The organism is Rhizobium sp. WW_1 (assembly GCF_003610155.1).
Lineage (GTDB): Bacteria > Pseudomonadota > Alphaproteobacteria > Rhizobiales > Rhizobiaceae > Rhizobium > Rhizobium tropici_A.
The window spans coordinates 65,000-76,835 of the sequence record NZ_RAIN01000015.1 but is presented as its reverse complement, the minus strand read 5'-3'; the positions used below and the strand labels follow the sequence as shown (position 1 = coordinate 76,835).

Below are 11,836 nucleotides of genomic sequence, written 5' to 3'. Positions count from 1 at the left end.
CTGACATGATCGAGCGCACACCCATCCTGAATTTCTTCACCCATCTGATCCTGTTACTCGGCTTCTTGGTGGCAGTAGGACCGATAGTCATCGTTGCCATCGCCGCATCCCACAACATCGCCGACGTCAATAAGGTGCCAATGTCGCTGATGCCGGGCTCGGATTTCTGGGTCAACATGCAGACGGCCTGGACGACCGCCAATCTCGGCCCCAAGCTGCTGAACAGCCTGATCTTTGCCAGCGGCGTGGCGATAGGCAAGGTGCTCATTTCAGCGATCACCGCGTTTTCGCTGGTCTACTTCCGCTATCCCGGCCGTCACTTCATCTTCTGGCTCGTTTTCATAACGCTGATGCTGCCGCTCGAAGTGCGTATCGTGCCGACCTATGCAGTCGCGGCGAACGTCCTGTCACCCTTCCAGGGGATTCTCGACGTTACCGGCATTACCTGGCTTATCGGAAAGCTTACGGGCGTTGAGGTCGCACTGAATTTCGGGCTGCTTAACTCCTCGATCGGTTTGATCCTGCCGCTGATAGCGACGGCGACAGGCACCTTCCTCTATCGCCAGTTCTTCCTGACGATCCCCGACGAGTTGACCGAGGCGGCCCGCATGGACGGCGCCGGATCGCTGCGCTTCTTCATCGACATCCTCCTGCCGCTGTCGCGCACGAACATGGCCGCACTCGGCACCATCATGTTCCTCTGGGCCTGGAATCAGTATCTGTGGCCGCTGCTGGTCACCACCGATCCTGCGCATATGACGGCGGTACACGAGCTCAAAGCGCTCATCCCGAACTTTGGTGGCCTTCCGGAGTGGCATATCGCGATGGCCGGTACGCTGATCGTCATGCTGCCGCCGCTTGTCGTCGTCATCGTGATGCAGCGCTGGTTCGTTCGCGGCTTGATCGCCACTGAGAAGTGATATTGCCACCTGTCGCGCCCCTTCCCGGGCGCGACAGTTTCTAATAGACAACCGCCGGCGAACCCTCTCGGCGTCGGGCTCATAACCCTCCCCTTAATCCTCGAAGCAATGCCGACGGTCAGGTTTGGTTGATTGCCATTCCGATCGCCCACGTCCGGGCGAACCTCACTGGCCACCCGTATTCACTAGCGGCCGAATGCCCCGCCGAATGATCTGACAGCAACATCTCGCGAGTTCTCGCACCCAGCCCATCGATGACGCTTGGGTATCTCCCGATGTTCGATTAGTGCAATTTATTGCTTGAAAAATACATTGTGACGCATCCCCGTTGCCTGCATTTTTTACTGACTCAATCGGGTGGAGAGGCCGATTGGAGGCGTCGTCAAGCTTCAGCCAACCGCATTGTCTTTCGTCAGGATCTCGCTCCTCCTCGCTGAGGCGTGGCCAGTTCCGTGACAAAGCGATGCTGCATGCGCAGATTTTCGGAGCTGACCCAGGAATTCTTCAAGGCGACAGCTCCAACCGTGCGAGCGCGAACGAAATTGCAAGGAGGAGGATGCAATGAAACTGTGGCATTTGATGATGGCGAGTGCAGTGTTCCTGTCGAGCGCGGGTATCAGCGCCGCTCAAGCCATGCCGACGCCGGAAGAAGCGCATTGCATGGCCGTGCGGGGAATGTTGATCCCACCTGATAAGATCGGCGAGCCGGCCCGTCGCGCCGTGGTCTATTCCGCCGACCTCGTCAAGGGCGACGAAGCTGCCGGCGGCGGCTTCTGCAAGGTGCTTGGCAGCGTCGAGCCCATTGATCCCAAGGCGCCCAATATCAATTTCCAAATCAACCTGCCGCTGACGTGGAACGACAAGATCATCCAATATGGCGGCGGAGGCTATGACGGAACCCTGATCGAAGCGGTCAAGAACGTCTCCTTCGGATCGGACGCCGTCAAGACGCCGCTGCAGCGCGGCTATGTGACTTTCGGCAGCGATAGCGGCCATCAGTCTCCATCATCGCTTGACGGCAAATTCCTGTTGAACGACGAGGCTCTGGCCAATTTCGGTGGCCTGCAGATCAAGAAGACCCACGACGTTACAATGGCTGTGGTCGAAAGCTATTATGGCCGGAAGCCACAGAAGAGCTATATTCAGGGCAATTCGCAGGGCGGGCATGAATCCCTAATCGCGATCCAGCGCTGGCCGGCCGATTATGATGGCGCCATCGTCACCCATCCCGCCAATCCCTTCTCCGCCCTGCAGCTTTCCGGTAACTACCTTGCGAAGGCCTTCTACAAAAACGGCGCCTATCTGAGCCCGGCGAAAGTGGAGTTGCTCAACGTGGCCGTCACCAAGGCGTGCGACAAGCTCGACGGTGTCGAAGACGGTCTTATTTCTAACACGGCAGCCTGCGACGCGACCTTCAAGGTCGAGGATCTTCGTTGCGCAAGCGGCAAAGACGAGGGTAACAGCTGCCTTTCGGATGCACAGATCGCGGTGCTGAAAACCATCAACACGCCTTACAAGTCTCCGGTCAGGCTGGAGGACGGCATTGATGGTTTCCCGCGCTGGCCGATTTTTCAGGGCGGCGACCTCTACGGTCTCTGGAGTTTCGGTTCGTCACCCGATCTGACAAATCCGCCAACGCCTTTCGCCAATTTCGGCCTGGCAGTCCTTGCCGACCCGTTGATCCGCTATGCGATCGTACGCGATCCGAAGTTCGACACGATGACCTTCGATCCGACGAAGTATGCCAAGCGAGTTGCGCAGGTCTCCAGGCTGATCGATGCAAACAGCGCCGACCTCTCCGCCTTCGAGAAACGCGGCGGCAAGATGCTGCTGATGCACGGCACCATCGATTTCGCGATCTCGCCCTACAACACGATTTCCTACTATGAGCGAGTCGTCAAAACCATGGGGGCGGAGAATGTACATGGCTTCATGCGCTTCTACCTCGTGCCCGGCTTCGGCCATGGCAGCGGCAAGTTCATTGCCGCCTGGGACCCGCTGACGGCGTTGGAGAACTGGACCGAGAAGGGAAAGGCGCCGGAAAACCTCGTCGTCAGCGATGCCGGCAAGGATGGCGCCGGCCGGACGCGGCCAATGTGCGAATATCCATCCTATCCCAGATACAAGGACGGCGCGACTGACCCGAGCAAGGCGGAAAATTTCGAATGCGCAAAATGATCCGCCGAAGGATCTAAGCCGGAGCTTGCCGCATCCGGTCAAAGCGCCGCACAAAAAAGCCCGGAAGTCGGGAAAACTTCCGGGCACACCTACTGAAAAGTTATGTCTGAAATCAGCTCGCCAGCACCTTGAGCGGCGTGACGGAGGCAACGGCGTCAAGCCGAAGCCCGGTATCCTGGGCAAAGAGATGCGTGTGCTGCTGCGGCAGCTCCAGCGCAACGGACTGGCCAGTCTGGCCGGTGGTGTGATCGGCGACCGCGACGGCGAAGCTCGAACCATTGATGTCGCAATGGATGACGCGGCCGGCGCCGAGTTCTTCGACGAAATCGACCGTTGCCGGGATCGCGCCGGGTGTGCCGGCAGGAACGAGGCGCGCATGTTCCGGGCGAAGGCCGAGGGCAACCGGCTGTCCAGCGTGGCGCTTGCCGATATTGGCATCAATGCCGATCGGAATGCCGTCGAAGATGAACTGCTCGCCATTGGCGGAGAACGTGCCTTCGAGGAAGTTCATGGCCGGAGAGCCGATGAAAGAGCCGACGAAGCGGGTACGCGGCGTGTTGTAGACTTCAAGCGGCGTGCCGACCTGCTCGACATTGCCCTTGTACATGACGACGAGCTTGTCGGCGAGCGTCATGGCCTCGACCTGATCGTGCGTCACGAAGACGGAGGTGGCCGACAGGCGTTTGTGCAGGCGGCGGATTTCGACGCGCATCTGCACGCGCAGCTTGGCATCGAGGTTGGAAAGCGGCTCGTCGAACAGGAAGACCTTCGGTTCGCGGATGATGGCGCGGCCCATGGCGACGCGCTGGCGCTGACCGCCGGAAAGCTCGGCCGGCTTGCGGGCGAGGAAATCTTCAAGGCCGACGATCTTGGCGGTTTCCTTGATACGGCGATCACGCTCCTCGCGCGGCACGCCGGCAACTTTCAGAGCGTAGCCCATGTTGGCGGCAACATCCATGTGCGGATAGAGCGCGTAGTTCTGGAAGACCATGGCGCAGCCGCGCTCGCGCGGCTCGAGCTGGTTGACCACCTTGCCGTCGATGCTGATCTCGCCGGAGGTAATATCTTCAAGGCCGGCGATCATGCGCAGCAGCGTGGACTTGCCGCAGCCCGAGGGACCAAGGATGACGACGAACTCGCCAGAGCGGAAATTCAGATCGACGCCATGGACGACCGGATTGCGTCCATAGGCCTTGCGAACTTGTTCGATCCTGATTTCCGCCATTTTGATCTTCCCCGCGTGTCAGTTCTGAGCCTATCAATTCCAGGCCCGTCAATCGGGTGGACTGCTAGCGAATTTGCATTACAGAACAGTGACAAAGAGCCCTTATATCACAGGCGGCGCCGAGTTTTCCTTGCGAGAGTTGCGTGTAGAGTTCCCTTATAAAACGCGCGGTAGTGGAACCATTTGATGACCGGCACCGTATAAGGGCTTTCGCCGTCACAAGGCACATGAGACGTAACAGAGGATAGGCGATCGGCCGAGACCATGACGATATCGAAAGAAGAGCCGAACCCCATCTTGTTATGGTTCCGTAAGGATCTGCGCCTCGACGACAATCACGCCTTGCAGGCGGCGGCGACGTCAGGCCGCCCGGTGATCCCGGTCTATATTCGCGAGCCGGACGCGAGGGAATGCGGCCCGCTCGGTGGAGCCCAGGAATGGTGGCTGCATCATTCCCTGGCGGCTCTGCAAAAAGCTCTGGGAGCGCTCGACAGCCAACTCATCCTTCGCCCGGGAGATGCACTGACGGTGCTGGAGGAACTCCTCGCAGAGACGGGCGCTGAAGCCGTCGTCTGGAACCGGCGTTACGACCCCGCCGGCATTGCCGTGGATACCGAGGTCAAGAAGGCGCTGCGTGACAGCGGCATAGAGGCCAACAGCTTTGCCGGCCAGCTGCTGCATGAACCGACGCGCCTGCGCACCGGCGCGGGCGGCCATTACAAGACCTACACGCCATTCTGGCGCGCATTCGAACAATCCAGCGAGCCGCCATTTCCGATCGAGGCGCCCGAAAAGCTCCTCGCCCCCAGCCACTGGCCGAAATCGGACACACTCACCTCCTGGTCGCTGCTGCCCACCAAGCCGAACTGGGCAACGGGGTTTCCGGATATGTGGACACCGGGCGAGGCCGCAGCCCTTGAGAAGCTACAAGACTTCATCGACGGTGCGCTCGACGGCTATGCTGATGGTCGCGACTTCCCGAACAGACCGGCAACCTCCCTGCTCTCGCCGCATCTGGCGCTCGGCGAGATTTCACCTAGCCGTATCTGGCACGCGACACGCGGGCTGCCTGATAACATCGCTACGGACAATGTCGTCCGTTTTCGCAAGGAGATCGTCTGGCGGGAGTTCTGCTACCATCAGCTCTTCCATTTTCCTAAGCTCAGGACAGCCAACTGGAACGACCGCTATGACGACTTTCCATGGCGCTCCGATGCCAAACTGCTGAAGAGCTGGCAGCGCGGACAGACAGGCTACCCGATCGTCGATGCCGGCATGCGGCAGCTATGGCGGCATGGCTGGATGCACAATCGTGTCCGCATGATCACCGCGTCCTTCCTGATCAAGGATCTCTTGATCGACTGGCGCGAGGGCGAAGCATGGTTTCGCGACACGCTCGTCGATGCCGATCCGGCCGCCAATACGGCAAACTGGCAATGGGTTGCGGGTTCCGGTGCCGATGCCTCACCCTTCTTCCGCATCTTCAATCCGGTGCTGCAGGGAGAAAAGTTCGATCCGGATGGCGGCTATATCAGGACCTTCGTGCCCGAGCTCGCCGATCTCGACTGCAAATATATTCATCGGCCATTCGAGGCGCCTGACGATGTGCTGAAGCGCGTAGGCATCGAACTCGGCAAGCACTATCCCAGCCCGATCGTCGATCATGCCATCGCGCGACAGCGTGCGCTTGCTGCGCACGCATCGCTTAAACACGAGGAATAGACGCTACTCGGCTGGATGCGCAGTTACGCGCGGTCCGACCGACTGGTGCTTACGGCCGCTTCCAAGAAAGTATCTGAGCACACGGAAATAGAAGCTGTAAGGCAGAAACTTCAGCAGCTTTGCCCGATAGACCAGGCTCTTCGGGAAATTGATGTCGAAAGACGGGGATTTCAGTCCGGCGGCAATCGCATCCGCTGCCTGCTGTGCAGAGACGATATCGGGCATGTCGAACTTGTTCTTGGCCGTCAGCGGCGTATCGACATAGCCCGGCGTGACGAGCTGGATATGAATGCCCATGCGATCCAGCTCGAAATTCAGGCTTTCGGCCATGTTGATCAATGCGGCCTTGCTGGCTCCGTAAGCCGCTCCGCCGGGCAATCCGCCATAACCGGCCACGGACGAGACGAGGGCGACTTGGCCGTATCCCCTCGCCCGCATATGCCGGACCGCCGGGACGAGGCAGTTAACGACGCCGTGAAGATTGACGGCGAAGCTGCGTTCGAACACTTCATGATTGAGGTCTTCACCCCGGGCCGGCAGGTAGATGCCGGCGTTCAGAACCGCCAGGGCGACGGGGCCGTGCTGATATTCGATGGCGGCAACGGTGTGCTCCATATCCTCGGCATCGGTCACATCGCCATCGAGCACGACGATGCTGCCGGCAAGCGCGCTGGCCTCTGCCTGCAACGCCAGAAGCTTGTCATGGCTGCGAGCTGTAACGGCAACCTTGTATCCTTCTTCTGCCAACTTCAGCGCGAGCGCGCGGCCGATACCGGAACTGGCGCCGGTAATCCAGACGACTCCGTGTTCGGGACGTGCGATGAACGGGCTCATGGCTCTTCTCCTTGGCTGGCGGCCGCCTACATCAAACGCTTGAACCGCGACCGTCCGTGGCATTTTAGAAATAACGTATCATTGTGGCCGCTTTCGGCCTGATTGGCGGCTGGATGCGGAAAACAATGTCACCGAATGGAGACCGGCGTGCCATTTCGAAACTTCGGCCAACGCACGTCGCCAAGTCGAATTTTGCGGCGCGAACAGGGAGCAAGGAACAGAATTTCTTGCCTCCGCCGCCTTGTGAAGGGAAAAGACCGTTCTTACAGTAGTTGCGAACAGAAGGCAGATTCCATGACCGTGCATCCGTCCGTCCTCGAAGCAATTGGCAATACGCCGCTGATCAAGCTCAAGGGCGCCTCCGAGGCGACGGGCTCGACCATTCTCGGCAAGGCCGAATTTCTCAATCCGGGCCAGTCGGTCAAGGATCGCGCCGCGCTCTACATCATCCGCGATGCTGAGAAGAAAGGCTTACTGCGGCCGGGCGGCGTCATCGTCGAAGGTACGGCCGGCAATACCGGCATCGGCCTGACGCTGGTTGCCAAGGCGCTCGGCTATCGCACCGTCATCGTCATTCCGGAGACGCAGAGCCAGGAAAAGAAGGATGCGCTGAAGCTGCTCGGCGCCGAGCTGGTGGAAGTTCCGGCAGTCCCCTACAAGAACCCGAACAACTATGTGAAGGTCTCCGGCCGGCTTGCCGAACAGCTGGCGAAGACCGAGCCGAATGGTGCGATCTGGGCCAACCAGTTCGACAATGTCGCCAATCGTCAGGCGCATATCGAGACCACCGCCAAGGAAATCTGGGACGACACCAATGGCAAGGTCGACGGCTTCATCTGCTCGGTCGGCTCCGGCGGCACGCTCGCAGGCGTCGCCATGGGTCTGCACGCCTTCAACAAGGACATCAAGATCGGCATTGCCGATCCCGAAGGCGCCGCCCTCTACGAGTTCTACAAGAACGGCGAGCTGAAATCCTCGGGCTCCTCGATCACCGAGGGCATCGGCCAGGGCCGCATTACGGCAAATCTGGAAGGCTTTACGCCCGATTTCGCCTATCAGATCACCGATGCCGAAGCGCTTCCCTACGTCTTCGACCTCGTCGAATATGAGGGCCTGTGCCTCGGCGGCTCCACGGCCATCAACATCGCCGGCGCGGTTCGTCTCGCCAGGGATCTCGGTCCCGGACATACGATCGTGACCATCCTGTGCGATTACGGCAATCGCTATCAGTCCAAGCTCTTCAATCCGGACTTCCTGAAGTCGAAGGGCCTGCCGCTGCCGGCCTATCTCGCAAAACGGACTGAAATCGCCGTCCCATACGAAACAACAGCGTGATCATATGAGCGTCAGTGCCCTCTATCGTGACGATTTCTATCTCTCGACCGCCGAAGCGGTCGTAACCGCGATCCACGAAGACGGGGGCATCGAACTCGATCAGACCTGCTTCTATGCGACTTCGGGCGGCCAGCCGGGCGATACCGGTTTCCTGGAGCGCGGCGATGGCTCCCGGATCATGCTCGGCCAGACGAAGCACGGGCCGATCAAGGACATCATCATCCATGTGCCGCTTGAAGACCAGCCGCTGCCCATCGTCGGCGAAAAGCTGGTGCTGCATATCGACTGGGCGCGGCGTTACAGGCTGATGCGCATGCATACGGCCTGCCATCTGCTGTCGGTCGTCTGCCCCTACCCGATCACGGGAGCGGCGGTCGGCGAAGAGGAAAGCCGGGTCGATTTCGACATGAGCGAGACGATCGACAAGGATGAGGTGACGGCGAAGATGATGGCGCTCGTCAACGAGAACTATCCGATTTTCGTTCGCTGGATCACCGACGAGGAACTGATCGCCAATCCGGGCATTGTCAAATCCAAGAATGTGCGCCCGCCGATGGGCCTCGGCCGCGTGAGCCTCGTCTGCATCGGCGAGGATTCGGCCGTCGACAGTCAGCCCTGCGGTGGGACGCATGTCTCCGAGACGCAGGAAGTCGGCGCGATCCACATCGCCAAGATCGAAAAGAAGGGCAAGGAAAACCGCCGCTTCCGCATTCGCTTCGGCACACCGGCTGGCGAGAATTGACCGGGCAAGCGTCTACATCCACACCCAGATACCAACACCAAGAGACATAGCAGGGAGATCATCATGGCAGCGGACAAGAGCCGTTTCGTCGTATCCGCCGACTGGCTGCAAGGCGAGCTGGGCGCCAAGGACCTGCGCATCCTCGACACATCCTTCTATCTGCCGGCGCAGAAGCGCGATGCCGATGCCGAATATGCCGGCGGCCATATTCCGGGCGCCATCCGCTTCGATCAGGACAAGATATCCGATCATTCGACCAACCTGCCGCATATGGTCCCCTCGCCCGAATTCTTCGCGGCCGAGGTCGGCAAGCTCGGCATCAGCGAGAGCGATCGCATCGCCGTCTATGATGGTCCCGGCCTGTTTGCCTCGCCGCGCGTCTGGTGGCTGTTTCATATCGTGATGGGTGCGCCGAACGTCTTCGTGCTCGACGGCGGCCTCGATGGCTGGAAGGCCGAGGGACGGCCATTGGAGACGGCGGCACCTGCCTTTGCACCCGCGACCTTCAAGCCCAGCTTCAACGGCGACCGCGTCGTTTCGCTCGACGAAATGCGCGGGATCGTCGACAGCCACGCCCTGCAGATTGCAGATGCGCGCAGCAATGGTCGCTTTGCGGCTATCGAGCCGGAGCCCCGCGAAGGCATGCGCTCCGGCCATATGCCAGGTGCTAAGAGCCTGCCGTCGGGCGTCTTCGCCACCAACGGCAAGTTCAAATCTCTGCCGGAACTGCGCGAAACGATCGAGAAAGCCGGTATCGATCTCGACAAGCCTGTCGTGACGACCTGCGGGTCCGGCATCACCGCCGCCATCATCACGCTGGCGCTTGAATCTCTCGGCCATGGCAACAACAAGCTCTATGACGGCTCCTGGTCGGAATGGGGCAGCCGGGCTGATACGCCCATCGTCACCGGTCAAGATTGAGCGTCCCAGCCGTGAAGACGCCCTCGTCGATCAAGGTCCATATCACCCGCCTGGAAATGACCGCGCCGCCCAAGGCAAGCCTGCCGGTGCCGGTCAATATCCAGACCGCCATCATGCGCGCGCCTGGCATTCCGCTGCCGTTCTATCGCCACCTCTATCGGCAGGTGGGCGCCCGCTGGCATTGGGTGGATCGCCTTCGTCTCTCCGACGAGAACCTGACAACCACTCTCCACGACCAGCGCAACAATATCAGCGTGCTCTACGTCAACGGCGCGCCGGGCGGCTTCTTCGAGTATTTCCGTCAGGATGAAGAAACGATCGAGCTCAGCCATTTCGGCCTCATCGAGCACGCCCTTGGCCTCGGCATCGGCAAGTGGTTCCTGCTGCAGGCGCTCTACGCGATCTGGACGCTGAACCCGCAGCGGATCTTGACGACGACGAACAATCTCGATCATCCGCGGGCATTGCAGCTCTACCAGATGTTCGGCTTCTCGCCGATCTCGACCGGCGAAGGCATCGTCAGGCCGCTCAGCGACAAGGAACTGCTGGAACTCGCCAAGAAGGGCTAGCGACTGCCGCAAAGTTGAGGCGACACCTCGGGCGAGATTGCGTAGCATGGGCACTGCGAAGGCGGCGGGATATGAGAACCCCGCATCCGGTGCTGCGAATGTCGCCTTGGCGAAAACTCGAAGCATTATCTGAGCATTCATTCCGTGCCCGCATTTTCCGCATAGCCGTCAACTCTGCATCTGGCGTCGAACCGGTTCAACCGTTCGACTCCAACTTTGGAAAGCAGGAGCAGTCGATGGAAACGCCATGGTTCCTAGTTGTTGCGACATGCCTCCTGGCGGCGAACCCGAGCATCGGAGGCGAGGCTCTGGCCGCACCGCAAACGGACGCGGGAAATCGTCCCATCCCGCAGATCTGGTTCAACATGGGAGCGATCAGTACCCCGGTCGGGCATCACAGTTGGGACCTGCTCTATTATCAGCCCAGTCCTGAATGGCCCAGCTTCATGGCCGACGTGAAAGTCATGGGAATGATCACGCAGGCGTTGGTGAAAATTCCCGATGCCGATCTCGCCAAAATGGCGGCGCGTCTCAAGCAGGAGCATGTGGCGCTCGGAATCGAAATGCTTGCTCAAGCCTACACGCTGCCCGGCTCCGTCCCCGCTCCCAACTGCGGCGGAGGTATCGAAGGCTATTTGCCGCCGGAGCAAACCGCCGCTCTTGCCGCCAAGCTCAAACGCGCCGGAGCCGACCTGCAATATCTCGCCATGGACGAACCTCTCTGGTTTGGCCATTACTACAGCGGCAAGAATGCGTGCCGCTCGTCGATTGAAGATGTTGCCGAACGCGTCGCCCTAAACATCCATGAGTATCAGAAACTTTTCCCCCACGTCATCCTGGGCGAAATGGAGCCCTTCCCGTCGATCACCGACCAGCCGCACTGGCAGGATGACTATCGGGAATGGCAACATGCGATCCATGTGAAGACAGGTCAGCCTTTGGCCTTTACGTTCGTCGATATCAATTGGGGTATTCAACGGTGGCCGGCCAGCCTGCAGGCGTTTCAAAACTTCTCCCACGCTTTCCAGCAACCCTTTGGCGTCATTTACAACGCCGCCCCGCCGCATGCGACCGATACCAATCAGCAATGGCTTGACGATGCGCAACGCAACTTCATCCACATCGAGAAGACGCTTGGCGTGGAACCCGATTGGGCGATGTTTACGTCGTGGGACAGATTTCCCGGCCACGCCATTACCGATCAATCCGGACCTGGTGAGGACTATCTCGTGAAGGGATATCTGCGGTTCCGGGGGGAGAAGTAGATGAGCCCCCGATCCTGATCGATCGACACTCAACCGCCAACGGCGCAATGGCCTGAAAGGCAACAAGCGCGGGGAAACAAGCTGGCAGGAATCGGGTGGCTTTGCGCCTCGCTCCGTCGCATCAC

Annotated in this window: 10 protein-coding genes; 8 read left to right on the top strand and 2 right to left on the bottom strand. The window is 59.9% G+C overall.

The features are described from left to right. Positions 1 to 5 precede the first annotated feature (5 nt). Both BJ928_RS30165 and BJ928_RS30160 read left to right on the top strand, forming a co-directional pair. A complete protein-coding gene (locus BJ928_RS30165; protein WP_047634709.1) occupies positions 6 to 920 on the top strand; it encodes an ABC transporter permease subunit in 915 nt (304 codons plus the stop codon). A 561-nt stretch (positions 921 to 1,481) separates the two neighbouring features. Beyond that, complete coding sequence (locus BJ928_RS30160; RefSeq protein WP_047634711.1) at positions 1,482 to 3,098, top strand: tannase/feruloyl esterase family alpha/beta hydrolase; 1,617 nt, start codon at positions 1,482 to 1,484, stop codon at positions 3,096 to 3,098. 112 nt (positions 3,099 to 3,210) lie between these two features. Here BJ928_RS30160 and BJ928_RS30155 read toward each other — a convergent pair whose 3' ends face one another. Beyond that, a complete protein-coding gene (locus BJ928_RS30155; RefSeq protein WP_047634714.1) occupies positions 3,211 to 4,323 on the bottom strand; it encodes a sn-glycerol-3-phosphate import ATP-binding protein UgpC in 1,113 nt (370 codons plus the stop codon). Positions 4,324 to 4,587: 264 nt separating this feature from the next. Between BJ928_RS30155 and BJ928_RS30150 the strand changes: the two genes are divergently transcribed. After that, the gene (locus BJ928_RS30150) at positions 4,588 to 6,045 is read left to right on the top strand and encodes a deoxyribodipyrimidine photo-lyase (protein WP_047634716.1); all 1,458 of its coding nucleotides are present in this window, start codon (positions 4,588 to 4,590) and stop codon (positions 6,043 to 6,045) included. Positions 6,046 to 6,048: 3 nt separating this feature from the next. Here the strand turns inward: BJ928_RS30150 and BJ928_RS30145 are convergent, their stop codons facing one another. Beyond that, positions 6,049 to 6,879 carry an SDR family NAD(P)-dependent oxidoreductase gene (locus tag BJ928_RS30145; RefSeq protein WP_047634718.1) on the bottom strand — a complete coding sequence of 277 codons (831 nt, stop codon included), beginning with the start codon at positions 6,877 to 6,879 and terminating at the stop codon, positions 6,049 to 6,051. Positions 6,880 to 7,173: 294 nt separating this feature from the next. On the opposite strand from BJ928_RS30145, the gene BJ928_RS30140 reads away from it, so the two are divergent. From BJ928_RS30140 to BJ928_RS30120, 5 genes are all read left to right on the top strand, one after another. Further along, positions 7,174 to 8,214 carry a cysteine synthase A gene (locus tag BJ928_RS30140; RefSeq protein WP_047634720.1) on the top strand — a complete coding sequence of 347 codons (1,041 nt, stop codon included), beginning with the start codon at positions 7,174 to 7,176 and terminating at the stop codon, positions 8,212 to 8,214. A 4-nt stretch (positions 8,215 to 8,218) separates the two neighbouring features. Continuing rightward, complete coding sequence (locus BJ928_RS30135; RefSeq protein ID WP_047634722.1) at positions 8,219 to 8,956, top strand: alanyl-tRNA editing protein; 738 nt, start codon at positions 8,219 to 8,221, stop codon at positions 8,954 to 8,956. Positions 8,957 to 9,019: 63 nt separating this feature from the next. Beyond that, positions 9,020 to 9,877 carry a 3-mercaptopyruvate sulfurtransferase gene (gene sseA, locus BJ928_RS30130; RefSeq protein WP_047634725.1) on the top strand — a complete coding sequence of 286 codons (858 nt, stop codon included), beginning with the start codon at positions 9,020 to 9,022 and terminating at the stop codon, positions 9,875 to 9,877. A gap of 56 nt (positions 9,878 to 9,933) precedes the next feature. Continuing rightward, a complete protein-coding gene (locus tag BJ928_RS30125) occupies positions 9,934 to 10,446 on the top strand; it encodes a GNAT family N-acetyltransferase (protein WP_052227868.1) in 513 nt (170 codons plus the stop codon). 71 nt (positions 10,447 to 10,517) lie between these two features. Continuing rightward, positions 10,518 to 11,711, top strand: a complete 1,194-nt coding sequence (locus BJ928_RS30120; RefSeq protein ID WP_147413958.1) for a hypothetical protein — start codon at positions 10,518 to 10,520, stop codon at positions 11,709 to 11,711. Positions 11,712 to 11,836: the final 125 nt, after the last annotated feature.

Bases quoted from the DNA above. Each gene is read 5' to 3' on its own strand.
- BJ928_RS30165 (WP_047634709.1), top strand. From the start codon at position 6: ATGATCGAGCGCACACCCATCCTGAATTTCTTCACCCATCTGATCCTG.
- BJ928_RS30160 (WP_047634711.1), top strand. From the start codon at position 1,482: ATGAAACTGTGGCATTTGATGATGGCGAGTGCAGTGTTCCTGTCGAGC.
- BJ928_RS30155 (WP_047634714.1), bottom strand. From the start codon at position 4,323: ATGGCGGAAATCAGGATCGAACAAGTTCGCAAGGCCTATGGACGCAAT.
- BJ928_RS30150 (WP_047634716.1), top strand. From the start codon at position 4,588: ATGACGATATCGAAAGAAGAGCCGAACCCCATCTTGTTATGGTTCCGT.
- BJ928_RS30145 (WP_047634718.1), bottom strand. From the start codon at position 6,879: ATGAGCCCGTTCATCGCACGTCCCGAACACGGAGTCGTCTGGATTACC.
- BJ928_RS30140 (WP_047634720.1), top strand. From the start codon at position 7,174: ATGACCGTGCATCCGTCCGTCCTCGAAGCAATTGGCAATACGCCGCTG.
- BJ928_RS30135 (WP_047634722.1), top strand. From the start codon at position 8,219: ATGAGCGTCAGTGCCCTCTATCGTGACGATTTCTATCTCTCGACCGCC.
- sseA (WP_047634725.1), top strand. From the start codon at position 9,020: ATGGCAGCGGACAAGAGCCGTTTCGTCGTATCCGCCGACTGGCTGCAA.
- BJ928_RS30125 (WP_052227868.1), top strand. From the start codon at position 9,934: ATGACCGCGCCGCCCAAGGCAAGCCTGCCGGTGCCGGTCAATATCCAG.
- BJ928_RS30120 (WP_147413958.1), top strand. From the start codon at position 10,518: ATGAGAACCCCGCATCCGGTGCTGCGAATGTCGCCTTGGCGAAAACTC.